General features: G+C 40.6%; 14 protein-coding genes. 9 read left to right on the top strand and 5 right to left on the bottom strand.

All coding sequences use genetic code 11. The features are described from left to right. Nucleotides 1–47 precede the first annotated feature (47 nt). From BM377_RS02160 to BM377_RS02190, 7 genes are all read left to right on the top strand, one after another. A complete protein-coding gene (locus BM377_RS02160) occupies nucleotides 48–770 on the top strand; it encodes a hypothetical protein (RefSeq protein WP_092243014.1) in 723 nt (240 codons plus the stop codon). Nucleotides 771–820: 50 nt separating this feature from the next. Continuing rightward, nucleotides 821–1,066, top strand: a complete 246-nt coding sequence (locus BM377_RS02165; RefSeq protein WP_092243019.1) for a hypothetical protein — start codon at nucleotides 821–823, stop codon at nucleotides 1,064–1,066. 14 nt (nucleotides 1,067–1,080) lie between these two features. Next, complete coding sequence (locus BM377_RS02170; RefSeq protein WP_092243025.1) at nucleotides 1,081–1,749, top strand: hypothetical protein; 669 nt, start codon at nucleotides 1,081–1,083, stop codon at nucleotides 1,747–1,749. Nucleotides 1,750–1,790: 41 nt separating this feature from the next. Further along, nucleotides 1,791–2,594 (top strand): hypothetical protein, encoded by an 804-nt coding sequence (locus BM377_RS02175; RefSeq protein WP_092243028.1) that lies wholly within the window; start codon nucleotides 1,791–1,793, stop codon nucleotides 2,592–2,594. 90 nt (nucleotides 2,595–2,684) lie between these two features. Beyond that, entirely contained in the window at nucleotides 2,685–3,590 is a 906-nt protein-coding gene (locus BM377_RS02180) for a hypothetical protein (RefSeq protein ID WP_092243029.1), read from the top strand. 126 nt (nucleotides 3,591–3,716) lie between these two features. Next, nucleotides 3,717–4,469, top strand: a complete 753-nt coding sequence (locus BM377_RS02185; protein WP_092243032.1) for a hypothetical protein — start codon at nucleotides 3,717–3,719, stop codon at nucleotides 4,467–4,469. Nucleotides 4,470–4,632: 163 nt separating this feature from the next. Beyond that, nucleotides 4,633–5,310 carry a hypothetical protein gene (locus BM377_RS02190; RefSeq protein WP_092243035.1) on the top strand — a complete coding sequence of 226 codons (678 nt, stop codon included), beginning with the start codon at nucleotides 4,633–4,635 and terminating at the stop codon, nucleotides 5,308–5,310. Between the two features lie 199 nt (nucleotides 5,311–5,509). Here the strand turns inward: BM377_RS02190 and BM377_RS02195 are convergent, their stop codons facing one another. The 4 genes from BM377_RS02195 to BM377_RS02210 form a co-directional block, all read right to left on the bottom strand. Next, nucleotides 5,510–6,421 (bottom strand): DMT family transporter, encoded by a 912-nt coding sequence (locus BM377_RS02195; protein WP_092243039.1) that lies wholly within the window; start codon nucleotides 6,419–6,421, stop codon nucleotides 5,510–5,512. A gap of 73 nt (nucleotides 6,422–6,494) precedes the next feature. Beyond that, entirely contained in the window at nucleotides 6,495–9,326 is a 2,832-nt protein-coding gene (ppdK, locus tag BM377_RS02200) for a pyruvate, phosphate dikinase (protein WP_092243040.1), read from the bottom strand. A 109-nt stretch (nucleotides 9,327–9,435) separates the two neighbouring features. Further along, nucleotides 9,436–10,296 (bottom strand): glycerophosphodiester phosphodiesterase family protein, encoded by an 861-nt coding sequence (locus BM377_RS02205; protein ID WP_092243043.1) that lies wholly within the window; start codon nucleotides 10,294–10,296, stop codon nucleotides 9,436–9,438. A gap of 92 nt (nucleotides 10,297–10,388) precedes the next feature. Next, on the bottom strand, nucleotides 10,389–11,696 hold the full coding sequence (locus BM377_RS02210; RefSeq protein ID WP_092243045.1) for an MFS transporter: 1,308 nt from the start codon (nucleotides 11,694–11,696) through the stop codon (nucleotides 10,389–10,391). Between the two features lie 173 nt (nucleotides 11,697–11,869). Here BM377_RS02210 and BM377_RS02215 point away from each other — a divergent pair, with 173 nt between their 5' ends. Both BM377_RS02215 and BM377_RS02220 read left to right on the top strand, forming a co-directional pair. Continuing rightward, entirely contained in the window at nucleotides 11,870–13,510 is a 1,641-nt protein-coding gene (locus BM377_RS02215; RefSeq protein WP_092243046.1) for an ABC-F family ATP-binding cassette domain-containing protein, read from the top strand. A gap of 37 nt (nucleotides 13,511–13,547) precedes the next feature. Further along, nucleotides 13,548–14,423: a phosphoribosylaminoimidazolesuccinocarboxamide synthase gene (locus BM377_RS02220; RefSeq protein WP_092243050.1), complete on the top strand. Its 876-nt coding sequence runs from the start codon at nucleotides 13,548–13,550 to the stop codon at nucleotides 14,421–14,423. 75 nt (nucleotides 14,424–14,498) lie between these two features. Here the strand turns inward: BM377_RS02220 and BM377_RS02225 are convergent, their stop codons facing one another. Continuing rightward, nucleotides 14,499–16,193: a zinc ribbon domain-containing protein gene (locus tag BM377_RS02225; protein WP_092243053.1), complete on the bottom strand. Its 1,695-nt coding sequence runs from the start codon at nucleotides 16,191–16,193 to the stop codon at nucleotides 14,499–14,501. Between the last annotated feature and the right edge of the window lie 52 nt (nucleotides 16,194–16,245).

The raw sequence follows: 16,245 nt of genomic DNA on the forward strand, positions 1-16,245 counted from the left end.
GTAATATTACGTTAGAGTTAATATTTAGCTTGGAGAGGTAATCAGGTATGAAAAAAAGAATAATAGTAACACTTATGTCAATTGCAATCGCAATTACATCTGTTGCTTGTGGGGACAAAGTACTGATTCAGCCGGCGACGCTTGGTACATCATCGGGGATTGAAGTCAAAGCGTCCGATGATGACTCGCTTGATGAGGCAGACAAATCTTCCACTGAGGTTTCAACAGATGCAAACTTCACATCCGGCGAAGTCATAGACAATGTTTATGAAAACGAATTCTTTAATGTTAAGATTCCTGTATCAGAAGGAATGGTGTTCGCGGATGAAGTTAAGGTTGCAGAACTTAACGGATTGGTTGATAACACTATCACCAATGAACAGCTGAAAGAAGCGATGGATAAGCAAGGCTCTCTTGCCGTAGCATATGCTACAGATAATAATCTTTCAGCCTTCACAGTTTCGATTGGTTCTGCAGGAAAAATCGCCACCGCTCTACTAAGCGAAAAGAAAATAATTGAAGCCAGCAAGGATTCTCTTATATCGCAGTACGAGGGAATGGGATTAACAGATATCAGCACATCGATTGAAAAGACCACTTTTATAGGAGAAGAACATGAATGTCTCTCAATGACAGGTACAGCTCAAGGCGTAACATTCCACGCCAAAGTCATTTGTCTTTTAAAAGATGGTTATATCGGAACATTCGCTGTCGGCGGTCCATCCGAAGAAGTTTGTAATATTTTGGACGGCGCCACTAAGCTTAATTGATATAGATAGAAATTATTGTTTGGGATTGATTAAAAAAGGGGAACAAAATCATGGAAAAAAGTATGGAAAAAGATCTTAAAAGATTAAATATGGAAGTTTATATTGTTGGAGCTATCATTTTTATAATTATCAATTTCTTTACCATGACACATTTTAACAAGACACATGCCGATGAGCCATACAGAATCGCTCACGACTACATGTACGAAGAACAAGAAGAATCACCTGCCGAAGAGGAAGTACTACCCAATGCAGGTTTTTCAAAAATGATTTCAGATTTAGATTTTAGTGAATAATAAGGAGAGAAAAAATGAAAAAATGTATTGAAAGAAAAATGGGAATTAAAAATATCTTAGCCTTGGCTTTGTCAGCGCTTACAATCTTCGGCGCATGCATGATCGGTTTTTCCAATGAAGCATTCGCTGCAGGTAGCGTTGACGCATCCATCCTCGGATCAACCAATGGCAAATCTTATACAAACGAGTATTTCGGAGTTAAGATTCCGTTATTCAAAAACTCAACAATCGGAACTGACGCCGATCTTGCAGCCGATAACGGAGTTGATCCCAACGGTTATTCCGCAGACAAGAGAATTGCTGCAATAAACGCCGGCGAGCATGTATATATTCAGCATTTCGAAAGCAACAATAATGTCGTTTCAATCGCTGTAGGAAAATTCGATTCAAAAGAAGAAAAACAGCTTTTCATGAAGACTATCGCTAAAGAAGACCTTCAAGCTACTATTGATGCATGGAATGAAGATCCCGATTTTACAATTTCCGAAAGCGGACTTAAAAAGATTAACTGTTTTGGTAAGGATCGTCCTGTAATCTTAGTTAAAGGACAATATGCCGGACGTAATTTTACATCCGCTCACACTTTCTATTTTAAAGACGATTGCTATATGGAAGTACTTATAGACGGATATGGTCGTAACCAGACAGAAGTTTTAAAGAAATCATCACTTTTAAAAAAGTAATATGAATATAAAAGAATAAAACGAAAAAGGAAAAAGATAACATGAATAAGAAAATTATCGCTGCAATTGTTGCAGCCGCTACTATCCTCTCAGTTATGGGATGTTCTGATGAGGATCAGATCAATGAAACAACAACTGAAACTGTCGAGGAATCCGGTAACACAGACGTAGAAATGAGTTCCGGTGAAGAAACATCAATCGAATCTATTGATGTTGATTCTGAGTATGAATCACTCGAAGACACCGATATGGGATTTGATGAGACTTCAAGTGAAAACTCCGCTCCTGCTTCCAACGCATCCGCTTCTGCGCAGGATCCTTCCGCAATGCTTGGAAAGACTGTCAAAGTAGGTGAAGCAGGCGTTTACGAAAACTCATTTTTAAATTTAAAGATGAATCTTCCTGACAGTGTATGGCTTTCTGAAGACGACTATTTTGCAAAGCAGAACAACGTTTCCGTAGCTGAATGGCCCGCTACCGCAATGCAAAAGGTAGAATCCGGCTCACCTGTACTTGTTCAGTACGCAGGACTTGATATGGATTCTTTTAAAGTAACAATTTTTAAGGATAATAATTTTAATCCGGATAAATATATTGAAATAGCAACAAATGCTTATAAGAGCGTAAATGGTGATCTTCCTCCCACAAATATTACTTCTGAAACAAGAAGTACAAATTTCCTCGGAGAAAGTCATGATGTTTATACTTTCAAAGGTACTTTAGGTGAAGAGAATTATATTGCCAACTATCTCTTCTACTCCAAGGACGGATATGTTTACCAGTTCGAACTTAGCGGTTTTGCTGACTTTATCGACTATTTTGGAAAGACAACTTCATTAAACTAAATTAAATACATTTTACAAAAAGAGCTAAAACTGATACTCTTGATAAGGCGCTTATATTTCAAATAATAATATAGGAAAGAGAGAAAAAGAATGAAAGTAAAACGTCTTATTGTTTCAGTTTTAGCTCTATCTATGCTCTTTTGCATGCCTGTAATGGCTCACGGCAAATCACACCATCACCACCATCATCACAAAACTGCAGATGCAGCTGTAACAGATGCTGCTTCTACTGATGATTCATCTACAGAGGATGTTTCTACAGAAAATGCGTCAACTGAGGCCTCTTCAACAGAGGCTGTTTCAACAGACGCTGCATCCACAGAGAATTCTACTGAAGTTGCCGCTACCGCTGTATCATCAGCCGAAGAAACTGCTACTGCTTCGTCATCCGAAGCTACCGAAGAGCAAATATCACCTTATCTTAAGGCGATGGAATCAATTAATAAAGGCTTTACTCTCGGAGAAGTAAAGGGTAATGTTTATGAGAATTCATACTTTAATGTAAAAGTGACCATTCCCGAAGATCTACAGTATAATGACACAGGTTTTAAAACACAAGTTGATTATCTCACTAACGCCATTATTCCTGAATCCGCAGCTGTCGCTCATGTTCAAGTAACCACAAAAAATGGCAAGCCGGTTCAGCTACTCAATGCAGACAATGGAAGAGATACTCTTTTCGATGTACACATAGGATACGTCGCTGATAATACTGATGATATCTATAATGAGAAAGCTCTTATAGAATCACAGCTTGGCAACATAGTAGATATGTTTACAAACATGCAATTAACAGATGTAAAGACATCAGTTAATACAATCTCATTCCTTGGCGAAGAGCATCCCGCAATGCTTGTCACCGGATCACTCTTAGGTGTTCCATATACACATCAGTATGTATGCATTCCCAAGGATGGTTATGTACTTATAATCGGCTTCGGTGGTTTTGAAAGAACAGACTTCTCTCCTATCACAGAAGCTACTAAGTTCAAATAATCTTTTTATTCTAATAAATGAAATATAAGCGTCAATAATAAATTAAATACTATTCAATTTACAAATAGAGCTAAAACTGGTACATTATGTTTGACGCTTATATAAAAATAGGAAAGAGAGAAAACTATGAAACTTACAAAAGTAATTGTATCAGTTTTAGCTTTATCTATGGTCTTAAGCTTGCCTGCTTTCGCATGCGAGAAATCTCATCATCACAACAAAAATAATAATACCGAAGTTTCAATTGACGCTTCTGCTGAAAGTTCTTCTAATGATGACGCAGCCGCAGATTCCGGCGTTGAAGCTGCAGCCGATGCAGCCATTGAAGAAGGCTTCACTCTCGGCGAGGTAAACGGACAGGTATATGAGAATCCTTTCTTTAACGTTCGTCTTACTGCTCCCGAGGATTTTACTTTTAATCATGAAGGATTAATGACACTTGTTGATGATTATACTTCAACCCCTTTTGCAAAGGATGCTACTAAAGCATTTGTTCAGGTAATCTTAGATAATGATTATCCTGTACAGCTTCTAAATGCTAACAATAACAAAAATGCATCATTAGATGTATATGTTGGTTATGTAGCTGATAATACAGACGATTACCTTAACGAAAAAGCTCTGATCGAATCAAAGCTAGATGATATCGTAAACATGTATAAGAATATGGGATTAACAGATGTAACGACTTCTGTTGCTACCACTAATTTCCTTGGCGAGGAGCACCCTTGTATGGATGTTACAGGAACCATCGAAGGCGTTAATTACAACCACAAATACGTTTGCATTCCTAAGGACGGATATGTTCTTGTAATCGGATTCGGCGGATTTGAGCAGAAGGATTTCGCTCCTATCGCAAACGCTACTAAGCTTAACTAATCTATTTTAAAAAAAACATAAAATAATATATAAGCGCCGGAAATAAAGACCTGTGGAGACACTAATCTCCTACAGGTCTTTTTCCTTGATTTCACACATACGATAAAACGTGATAAAGTATATATAACGCTTAATATAAAATAAAGGAAAAGCGAGAAAATCCATGATTAAATTACTGAATAAAAAGATAATAATTCCGGTACTTGCATTATCTATGCTGTTTTCAGCTCCCGCATATGCAACCGAAAAAACGAATGAGCTCCCTCAAAACGAAGCAAAAACGGTAGAAACTCAAAACGCCGTATTTACACTCGGTGAGATTAAAGACGGAGCCTATGAAAACTCATTTTTCAACGTACGCTTCCCTGTTCTTAAAGGAATGAAGTTCGATAGAGACGGAAAGCTCACGGAGCTTGGCAAAAAAGTATCCGATCCTGCCGCCGTAAATGCCATTATCGATCAGATCAACGGCAGCACACCTGTTATCCTAGCTAATGCGACCACCAATAAATCCTCGGTATTCACCGTTATAGCTACCTATGTCGGCAAAAACATAACAGATAAATACGATGAAAAAAGCATTGTTGAATCCAAGGCAAAGCAGGTAATAGACGATTATAACAATGTCGGTGGATTCAGCGATCTAAATGCAACCATAGATTCAATAGCTTTTCTCGGAGAGAAACATCCTTCTTTAAATGTCACCGGAAAAGTCGACGGTGTAAACTTCAGGCAAAGATTCCTGTGTCTTACCAAAGACGGATATGTTATGCTTTTTGCTATAGCAGGAACCAATGACAGTCCGTTTGGCCTGATTGATCAAGCAACAAGATTGTACTGATTCAAGAGTATAATTTGTGTTATCCGAAAATGTTTGTTTTCTTCTGCGCTTTGATTTTTAAAATTTCAAAACACCTGTATATGCTTCCTTTCGACGTTGCTCAGAAAAGTCAGCATATACAGGTGTTTTTCAATTAAAAAATCATAATGCTCGTCCGAGAACAGCACATTTTCGGATATACACAAAATTACTCTTTGAATCAATCTCCTTCAATAATAGCTAAGATAAGTATTCCTATAATAACTAAAAACAAGAAGAAATATTGTTTTGCTTTTAGCTTCTCTTTTAAAATCACCCTAGAGAGAATAAGCGAAACCACACATACTGAAGAAATGATCGGTGCGGCGATAGCGCCGTTTCCGCTCATAGCGTAAACGTATGTAAATTGTCCTGCAGTCTCGCATACAGCTGCAAGTATCTTATCTCTCTGCGTAGGCAGTTCAAACTTAACTCCCTTTACAAGCATAAAGATCATTAAAATAACAGCTACGATAAAGAAAGAGAGCTCATATGAGGTATTTGCGACCTCTTCTATCGTTTCTTCCGTAACGTCAAATAAAGGGCTTGTTTTCATGTCTAAGAAATATATATCAAGAAAGCTTCCGAGCGCATCGATCATGGCGTAACAAAAAGGCATCGCAAAAGCTATAAGCGCCATCTTCTTTCCTATCTTCTTTTTTCTGTCCGTATCACCGGTATTATCCAAAAATCCGATTCCAAGAATACCGATAACGATGATTATTATAGCGACAACCGATCCTCTTGCTATAGTTTCTCCGAGAAACACAACGCACATAAGTGAGCAAAGAGCTCCAGATGTGTTCTCTATTGGGTCTGAAATAGACTCTTCAAGAAATCTCATTCCAAAGAATGAAAACGCCATTGATACAATATAACAAAGAGATACGGGAAGGTATCTGATAAGATTTATCGGATCATAATTTATATCCTTGGTAATAAGCGTAAAGAGCGCATGTATTCCCATTACACCACCGACGCATACGCATATCTTAAGGTGAGCATACTTTTCATGCTCTCTTGCTCCCTTTTTATAAAAGAGCTCGGCCAGGCCCCATATAAAAGTCGTAGCCAATGCAAAAAACAACCACATAATTGTTTTCCTTTCTAATAAAAGGGCCGCCCAAACGGACAGCCCTTTCCTTATCACTATAGTTTTTCAACTATTAGTTCTTCTTTGAGTTGTTGTAAACCTTCTTAGCCTCTTCAAGTCCGGCTTTAAGACCTGCAAGACCTGCCTTAGCAACCTCAGCTGATGTCTCAGCGAGTTCCTTAGCAATAGCCTCAGCCTTCTTAGCTGCCTCGTTAAGCTTCTCCTTAGTCTCATCGTCTACGAAAGACTTTGTATCAGAAGCCTTGCTTGCCTTGTCAGCGATAGCTGCCTGTGCTGCTGCAAGTCTGGCAACAGGAACACGGAAAGGTGAGCATGATACATAGTCAAGACCGATCTTGTGGCAGAACTCAACTGATGAAGGATCACCACCGTGCTCACCACAGATACCAACGTGAAGAGCAGGATTAACGGGCTTACCAAGCTTAAGTGACATCTCCATAAGCTTACCAACACCAGTCTGGTCAAGCTTAGCGAAAGGATCGTTCTCGAAGATCTTTGTGTCATAGTAAGCATTGAGGAACTTACCTGCATCATCACGAGAGAATCCGAATGTCATCTGTGTAAGGTCGTTTGTACCGAAGCAGAAGAAATCAGCTTCCTTAGCAATCTCGTCAGCTGTAAGAGCAGCTCTGGGGATTTCGATCATAGTACCAACTTCGTACTCAAGCTTAGCGCCTGCAGCAGCGATCTCAGCGTCAGCTGTCTCAACTACTACCTTCTTAACGTACTTAAGCTCCTTAACCTCACATACAAGAGGAATCATGATCTCAGGCTTAACGTTCCAATCAGCGTGTGCCTTCTGAACTTCAAGAGCAGCACGGATAACAGCCTTAGTCTGCATCTTAGCAATTTCAGGATATGTAACTGCAAGACGGCATCCTCTGTGACCCATCATAGGGTTGAACTCGTGAAGAGAATTGATGATAGCCTTGATCTCTTCTACGCTCTTATTCTTAGCATCAGCGAGCTTCTTGATCTCGTCCTCTGTTGTGGGAACGAACTCGTGAAGCGGAGGATCAAGGAATCTGATTGTAACAGGGCATCCCTCAAGAGCCTCATAGAGAGCCTTGAAGTCATTCTGCTGATAAGGAAGAATCTTATCAAGTGCAGCTTCTCTCTCCTCTACTGTATCTGAACAGATCATCTCACGGAATGCAGCGATTCTGTCTTCCTCGAAGAACATGTGCTCTGTACGGCAAAGACCGATACCCTCAGCACCGAGCTCTCTAGCCTTCTTAGCATCAGCAGGTGTATCAGCGTTTGTACGAACCTTGAGTCTTCTGAACTCATCAGCCCATGCCATGATACGTCCGAACTCGCCGGCGATCTGAGCATCAACTGTTGCGATCTGTCCCTCGTAGATGTTACCTGTTGTACCATCGATTGAAATGAAGTCTCCCTCGTGGAACTCTTTTCCACCAAGTGTGAACTTCTTGTTTTCTTCGTCCATGTTGATGTCGCCACAACCTGATACGCAGCACTCACCCATTCCACGAGCAACTACGGCAGCGTGTGATGTCATACCACCACGAACTGTAAGGATACCCTGAGCAGCCTTCATACCTGTGATATCCTCAGGTGATGTCTCAAGACGAACAAGAACAACCTTCTCGCCTCTCTCAGCCCACTCTACAGCGTCATCAGCTGTGAATACAACCTTACCGCAAGCAGCTCCGGGAGATGCACCAAGACCCTTTCCGATAGGTGTTGCAGCCTTAAGAGCAGCAGCATCGAACTGAGGGTGAAGAAGTGTATCAAGGTTACGAGGATCGATCATTGCTACAGCCTCTTCAGGAGTCTTGTGTCCCTCATCAACGAGGTCGCAAGCGATCTTAAGAGCAGCGGGAGCTGTTCTCTTACCGTTACGGCACTGAAGCATGTAGAGCTTCTTATTCTCAACTGTGAACTCCATATCCTGCATGTCATGGTAGTGATTCTCAAGAGTATCACAAACCTTGATGAACTCAGCATAAGCCTCAGGGAACTCCTGCTCCATCTGAGCGATAGGCATAGGTGTACGAACACCGGCAACTACGTCCTCACCCTGAGCGTTGATAAGGAACTCACCCATAAGTTTATTCTCACCTGTAGCAGGGTCACGAGTGAATGCAACACCTGTACCGGATTCATTGTTAAGGTTACCGAATACCATAGGCATTACGTTAACGGCTGTTCCCCATGAATAAGGGATATCGTTATCACGACGATATACGTTAGCACGAGGGTTATCCCATGAACGGAATACAGCCTCGATAGCAAGCTTGAGCTGCTCTACGGGATCTGAAGGGAAGTCTTTACCAAGCTGGTTCTTGTACTCAGCCTTGAACTGCTCTGCAAGCTCCTTAAGATCAGCTGCTGTAAGGTCAACGTCGAACTTAACACCCTTCTTCTCTTTCATCTGGTCGATAAGCTGCTCGAAGTACTTCTTACCAACCTCCATAACTACGTCAGAGAACATCTGGATGAAACGACGATATGAATCATATACGAAACGCTCGAATGCAGGATCGGGGTTACCCTTGATCATTGCTGCAACTACTTCATCGTTAAGACCGAGGTTGAGGATTGTATCCATCATACCGGGCATTGAAGCACGAGCTCCTGAACGAACAGAAACAAGAAGAGGATTCTGAAGGTCGCCGAATTTCTTACCGTTGATCTCTTCCATCTTCTTAACGCCTTCCATAGCCTGAGCCATGATCTCGTCGTTAATCTTACGACCGTCCTCATAGTACTGTGTACATGCCTCTGTTGTGATTGTGAATCCCTGAGGTACAGGAAGACCAATACTTGTCATCTCAGCAAGGTTAGCACCCTTACCACCGAGAAGGTTACGCATTGTCATGTTACCTTCGTTGAACATATAAACCCACTTGTTCGCCATTGTTTTACCTTTCTTGCCATTCCTCTATAATGGCAACCTTTCATATATACATTTTTATTTATAACTACTGCGGTTCTTTTATCAAATAGTAAAAAGATGCAGTTAATTATCAAAGATTGGGGCCGTCGGCCGGTATGAAACTATCGAAGATATAGATATCAAAGTTTCTCTTGGCTCTGTCGAGCTCTTCCTCACTCTTTATCGTCCATGCGGCGGTTACATTCTTATATAAATGTCTGCACAGCCACAGCGACAAATTATAAGGATATTTGTGGTTGTAAGCTATAAAATCGGGCTTAGCAAGCACATTAAGGAAAAGATATGTAAGGGAAAAATACAAAAATGTATTGAACTCTTCAGGTTTTTCCTTGTGGAACTCATCGGAAAGCTGTCCTCGCATGATACCGGGATTATGTCTCTTGTACCATATAAGCCCCAGAGGATTGAAGGATTCTATACAATAAACTCCCTTATAATCTCTGAGAAGATTGTCTACCTTCGGGCATACCGAAAGGTCCTTAAGCTCAATCTTGAGCTCGATTATAAGCGGTATCTTGCCGTCTACAAGCTTAAGGAAATCTTCAAATTTGGGGATGCGCTCATTGGAATTAAGGAGCCTAAACTGCAATAGCTCTTCATAGGTATAATCGATAACCTTACCCTTTGCAGGTGTTCCGTCCTCATTCCTTGCCACTCTCTCAAGAGTGAAATCGTGGAATATAACAGGAACTCCGTCCTTAGAGAGCTGAACATCGCACTCTATTCCGTAGCCTGCATCAACGGCCTTCTTAAAAGCAGCCATTGAATTCTCGGGGGCCTCACTGTTGTTGTCATGAAGTCCGCGATGAGCATACAGCACTTTGACATGTGGTTCTCTGGAAGGTTTGCAGAACATCCTGGGCATTATCATGATAAAATATAGCGCGATCAAAATAACCGCAACAGCGCATAAAACCTCAAATAAGAACATTCAAACCACTTCCTAGTAATATAATTCGTAACGCGTCCGCTAAATATTTTACAGCCTAATTGTCTAATTGACAACAATAAATTGCAGAAAAATCAGTCATCTATATCAAAATTTTCCAAAATACTCTTCTTTTTATCCGGACGAGTGTCTCCGTGCTTGACCATGAGCATAGTCGCAAACGCAAATGCGGAGAAAATAAACGCATACGGGAAGAGTGTTTTGTAGGAAATATGCTCAAGCAAAAATCCCGAAAAAATAGGTGTAAACACCTGAGCAGCCATGGAGAAGGTATAATACATACCGGTAAATTTACCTATATCTCCAGCCTTACACATCTCCACAACCATGGGATATGAATTTACATTGATGGAAGCCCATCCTATTCCGACCATAATAAAGCATATATTAATAAGGGACGAAAAGCTGTGGAACATTCCGGCTGATATATAACCGGTTGCCATGATAACTATTCCTATTAAAATAGTCTTTTTCCTTCCGATCTTACCCGATATATATGCGATCGGCACATAGCTTAATGTGGCTGCGACAGTTGCAACCAAAAGGCATGTCGCATATGCTCCGTTTCTTAAATCCCATACTTCTACAACAAATCTGGAAAAAGCGGTTGTTACCGCGTTGTAAGCCGTATACCAAAGAAATACCGATACCAGAAGGAACCTAAGGCTCTTTTCAACCTCTTTTGACACGGTAGTCTTTTCTCTGAAAGAGCATCCGTCTTCTTCAAGCTCATCTCCCAGCGATAAAAGACCGCCCTCTTCTTTTATCTTTTTCTTGATCGCATTCTCTTTAATGGTAAGAACAAGAATACCTATTCCGATAGCCATGCAGATAATGACACTCAAGGTAAAAGGCATGTAGTTTGTATCTGCCGGATTTGCAGCCTCTTTAAGCAAAAGCTTGGTCATAACTAGCACATAGATTCCGCCGAGAGTGCCCATTAAGTTGATGATCGCATTCGCGCTGCTTCGTACAGGTGCAGGCGTAAGATCGGGCATGAGCGAAACCGCAGGGGATCTGAATATTCCCATTGATATAAGAAGAAGCAAAAGAACTCCTATAAAAATAAGGAGGCTTCCGCTGTTTCTTGCCACAGCTATAAGCACAAACAAAAATATAATTGAAAGAACGGTTCCTGTGATTATGTAAGGCATTCTTTTACCGATCTTGGTCTCGGTCTTATCCGAAAGAGATCCGAAAAGCGGAAGAAGGAAAAGCGCAAGGACGTTGTCCATAGCCATAACCGCTCCCGTTGCGGTCTCTCCAAGGCCAAATGTATATTTAAGGATCTTGGGAATCTCATTGTCATAGAATTGCCAAAAGGCACAGATAGCAAGAAATGCAAAACCGATAAGTAAAGTTCTCTTGTAATTAAGCTTCATTTGATAGTCCCCTTTATGCGTATTAATAAGAAAACATTTTTCACGTCTATATATAATAGCTTATAATTACGGTAAAAACAATTGGCCGCGGATATATTGCATTTTATGGAAGATTCTCCTATAATACGAACTGTTGCAAAGATAATTGATTTTATTAAGTGAGGCAATTTTTAATGATAAGTGCTAATAACGTAACACTAAGAGTCGGTAAAAAAGCTCTGTTTGAGGATGTAAACATCAAATTCACCGAGGGAAACTGCTACGGAATAATCGGTGCAAACGGCGCAGGTAAATCTACATTTCTTAAGATCCTTTCAGGACAGATCGAGACAACAAACGGTGATATCGCTATAACTCCCGGTCAGCGTCTCTCTTTCCTTGAGCAGGATCACTTCAAATACGATGACAATGTTGTTCTTGATACCGTTATTGCAGGTAACGCAAGACTTTTCGAGATCAAGAATGAAAAAGACGCTATTTATGCAAAAGAGGATTTCTCAGACGAGGACGGAATCAGAGCAAGTGAGCTCGAGGCTGAATTTGCCGAGATGAACGGATGGGAATCTGAGTCAGATGCAGAGTCTCTTCTTAACGGACTTGGAATCGAGACCGAGAATCACTACAAGCTCATGAAAGATCTTGACGGTAATCAGAAGGTCAAGGTTCTTCTTGCAAGAGCTCTTTTCGGTAATCCCGATATTCTCCTTCTCGACGAGCCTACCAACCACTTGGATCTCGATGCCATCGCATGGCTCGAGGAGTTCCTTATCAACTTTGAGAACACCGTTATCGTAGTGTCTCATGACCGTTACTTTCTTAATAAAGTTTGCACATATATCGCAGATATCGATTACGGCAAGATCCAGCTCTTTGCCGGTAACTATGACTTCTGGTATGAGTCATCACAGCTCATGATCAGACAGATGAAGGAAGCCAATAAGAAAAAAGAGGAACAGATCAAGGAACTTAAAGAATTCATCGCTCGTTTCTCCGCTAACGCAAGTAAATCCAAGCAGGCTACTTCACGTAAGAAAGCTCTTGAAAAGATCGAGCTTGATACAATCAAGCCTTCTAGTAGAAAATATCCTTATATTGATTTCAGACCTGAAAGAGAGATCGGTAACGAAGTGCTTACAGTCGAGGGTATCTCCAAGACTATCAACGGAGAAAAGGTTCTCGATAACATCTCTTTCGTTGTTCAGCACGACGACAAGATCGCGTTTGTAGGTGGTAATGAGCTTGCAAAGACTACTCTCTTCCAGATCCTTACAGGTGAGATTGAGCCCGATGAGGGAACATACAAATGGGGTGTAACAACATCTCAGGCTTACTTCCCCAAGGACAGCACCAAGGAATTCGACAATGACTACAACATCACAGAGTGGCTTACAGGCTATTCCGAGATCAAGGATGCCACTTATGTAAGAGGTTTCCTCGGACGTATGCTCTTTGCAGGTGAAGACGGTGTCAAGAAGGTTAAGGTTCTTTCCGGAGGAGAAAAGGTTCGTTGTCTTCTCTCCAAGATGATGATAAGCGGTGCCAACTGCCTTATCTTCGATGAGCCTACCAACCACCTCGACATGGAATCAATCTCCGCTCTTAACGACGGAATGATCAAATTCCCCGGAGTTGAGCTCTTTGCTTGTCGTGACCACCAGGTAGTTCAGACTACAGCCAACAGAATAATGGAAATCCTTCCCGACGGAACTTTGGTAGATAAGCGTTCAACTTATGATGAATATCTCGAAAGCGACGAGATGGCAAGAAAGCGTACAGTATACAATACAGTTGCTGAGGAAGAGGAAGACGACTGATAAAGTTATCTTTTCTATATATTAAGGAGGAGCAATAATGCAAACATTTAGTCCTGTTAAAGAAGGTAAAGTTCGTGAGATCTATGACATCGGTGAAAACCTGATCATGGTAGCAACAGACAGAATTTCTGCCTTCGACGTAATTCTCAAAAACAAAGTAACCAAGAAAGGTGCTGTTCTCACACAGATGTCTAAGTTCTGGTTTGATTACACCAAAGACATCGTAGCCAACCACATGATCAGCGTTGATACGGCTGATATGCCCGAGTTCTTCAGAACACCTGATTTCACAGGAAACAGCATGCTTTGCAAAAAGCTCAATATGGTTCCCGTTGAGTGCATCGTTAGAGGATATATCACAGGTAGCGGTTGGAACAGCTACAAAGAAAACGGAACCGTATGCGGAATCAAGCTTCCCGAAGGTCTTAAGGAATGCGACAAGCTTCCTGAACCCATCTACACTCCCAGCACCAAGGCTGAGATCGGCGATCACGATGAGAATATCGATTTTGACCGCAGCGTAGAAGTACTTGAGAAGGCTTTCCCCGGAAAGGGACTTGAGTACGCAACCAAGATCAAGGATTACACTATTGCTCTTTATAAAAAATGTGCAGACTACGCTCTCACTCGCGGTATCATAATCGCAGATACCAAGTTTGAGTTCGGTGTTGATGAAAACGGCGAGGTTGTGCTTGCTGATGAGATGCTCACACCCGACAGCTCACGTTTCTGGCCCGTAGACGGCTATGAACCCGGTCACGGTCAGCCTTCATTTGATAAGCAGTTCGTTCGTGACTACTTAAAGGCTAATCCCGAGTGTGACTACAATCTTCCTCAGGATGTCATCGACAAGACAATCGCTAAGTACCTTGAAGCATATAAGCTCCTTACAGGTTCAGAACTTAACGTATAATAATTATTAATAAACACTAACGGCTTGAGTACATATGTACCCAAGCCGTTTTTTATCATAAATATATTGTTCCGATCACTGATCATCAAATCTTATAAGTTTATCGAATATGATCCTATACTCTGCCCCGCCTTTAAACTCAAAGATTATATCTCCCGAATCCTCGGTTCCGGGGACAAAGCCTTTAACACCTTTTATCAGCATTTTGACTTCATCTTCTTTATCTACACCGATAAGCTTATTATCCGGAGTCGTATAATACAAAAATTCAGTAAGTGAGTCATAAGCAAGTTCCGGGGGATCTTCACCGTCTGAAATAGGATGCTCATAAATTTGTTCGATGGCATCACCTCTTACATGATATATCTTATTACCCGCTGTCGATATCCAAATATCAACAGCTTGATTATCCGAAACAATCTGTAAAACAGGGTCCTTGATATCTTTAAGAGTTACATCGCCTGATTTTCCATCGTTTAATGTAGCATAATGAATTTCGGATCCGTATGTGTACAAAAACTTATATCCATGCTTATCGGTAGTTACGGTTTCTACCGTATACTCTATATCATTTTTTGCAAACGGAATAGGCTTTATATCTTCATTAAGCCAGTAGTACTTACTCTCATTTCCAAAGCCTTGCTCACAGATAACGTATCCGTCAAAATCTTCTTCAAGAATAAAATGCATATTATCGATAATATCGACATTCGCCTTTGGATAGACTATGCAATTGGTTCCCGTGAACACTTCCTTGCACTCTTCTTCTCCCGCAACGTGATAATATACCTTACCGTTATTTACAAAAAGCAGCTTATTCTGCTCACTGTTTAAATATAGCTGATCGGCATTGTAGATATTCGACCAATAGATTGTTTTTAAACGCTTATCATGCAGACAATATAATCTTCCCAGGCTATAAGAGCACATATAAACAGTGTCTCCGTCATTGCTCATGCCAAGAAGATCATAGAATTCATCTCCGATAGTATACTCATATATAACATTATCGTTTTTATCGACTATACAGGCCTTATACTGTTGGCCATTATTAACATCGTACCAGGTTTCTTCACAGCAAAGATAACCTGAATTAGGTGACATTGCCGCACTGACAACTTCATTATTTGTTTTATGAATCCAGGTTTTCCTATTGGCAAGGTCATTCACCTTAAGCCTGCCACCATCATCGATATAATATAAAACCGCACCGTAATAGCTGCAACTGTATCCAACCGCGTGATCAATATATTCCGTCGTCAGATCCTCGCAGTTTATAAAATAAAGATTATTGTCATTATCTACCACAATACCGATATGACCTGCGGGAATATAGATCATATTGCTGAGATTGTCTTTAAACTCCGAATTGACATTATCTCGATTGTTATAAATAACGCCGTTATTCTCGGCAAGGTTCACTATATCCGAGTCGGGATCGATAAATTTAGATACAACAGGACTTTTAAACGTATAATAAACAGACCAGAAATTAGGAATTATAAAAAGACATCCGATAAACACGAACAAAGCAGTAAGGATGAGCGCCGCAATGCCTTTCTCCTTCCTGATCTCTTTTTTCTTTTTTATATTATATTGTTCAACAGCATCGTTTTTATCCGGATTATCTTCAGGAACATCTTTAAAGATCTTCTCTTCTACTTCTATCTTTTCCCAACCGCTGTCATCAATAGATATCATTGGATTACCGCAAATCGGGCAATATTTTAATTTCTCTTTCACTTCATGTCCGCAATTATTGCATTTCATAGAGTCATTCCCCAAATTTATAAACATTTTGTAAATCATTCTAACAAATATA

The sequence above is a fragment of the Butyrivibrio sp. INlla21 genome (assembly GCF_900116875.1).
Taxonomy (GTDB): domain Bacteria; phylum Bacillota; class Clostridia; order Lachnospirales; family Lachnospiraceae; genus Butyrivibrio.

What these genes read in the sequence shown, in the direction of transcription:
- BM377_RS02160 (WP_092243014.1), top strand. Translation starts at nt 48, where the DNA reads ATGAAAAAAAGAATAATAGTAACACTTATGTCAATTGCAATCGCAATT.
- BM377_RS02165 (WP_092243019.1), top strand. Translation starts at nt 821, where the DNA reads ATGGAAAAAAGTATGGAAAAAGATCTTAAAAGATTAAATATGGAAGTT.
- BM377_RS02170 (WP_092243025.1), top strand. Translation starts at nt 1,081, where the DNA reads ATGAAAAAATGTATTGAAAGAAAAATGGGAATTAAAAATATCTTAGCC.
- BM377_RS02175 (WP_092243028.1), top strand. Translation starts at nt 1,791, where the DNA reads ATGAATAAGAAAATTATCGCTGCAATTGTTGCAGCCGCTACTATCCTC.
- BM377_RS02180 (WP_092243029.1), top strand. Translation starts at nt 2,685, where the DNA reads ATGAAAGTAAAACGTCTTATTGTTTCAGTTTTAGCTCTATCTATGCTC.
- BM377_RS02185 (WP_092243032.1), top strand. Translation starts at nt 3,717, where the DNA reads ATGAAACTTACAAAAGTAATTGTATCAGTTTTAGCTTTATCTATGGTC.
- BM377_RS02190 (WP_092243035.1), top strand. Translation starts at nt 4,633, where the DNA reads ATGATTAAATTACTGAATAAAAAGATAATAATTCCGGTACTTGCATTA.
- BM377_RS02195 (WP_092243039.1), bottom strand. Translation starts at nt 6,421, where the DNA reads ATGTGGTTGTTTTTTGCATTGGCTACGACTTTTATATGGGGCCTGGCC.
- ppdK (WP_092243040.1), bottom strand. Translation starts at nt 9,326, where the DNA reads ATGGCGAACAAGTGGGTTTATATGTTCAACGAAGGTAACATGACAATG.
- BM377_RS02205 (WP_092243043.1), bottom strand. Translation starts at nt 10,296, where the DNA reads ATGTTCTTATTTGAGGTTTTATGCGCTGTTGCGGTTATTTTGATCGCG.
- BM377_RS02210 (WP_092243045.1), bottom strand. Translation starts at nt 11,696, where the DNA reads ATGAAGCTTAATTACAAGAGAACTTTACTTATCGGTTTTGCATTTCTT.
- BM377_RS02215 (WP_092243046.1), top strand. Translation starts at nt 11,870, where the DNA reads ATGATAAGTGCTAATAACGTAACACTAAGAGTCGGTAAAAAAGCTCTG.
- BM377_RS02220 (WP_092243050.1), top strand. Translation starts at nt 13,548, where the DNA reads ATGCAAACATTTAGTCCTGTTAAAGAAGGTAAAGTTCGTGAGATCTAT.
- BM377_RS02225 (WP_092243053.1), bottom strand. Translation starts at nt 16,193, where the DNA reads ATGAAATGCAATAATTGCGGACATGAAGTGAAAGAGAAATTAAAATAT.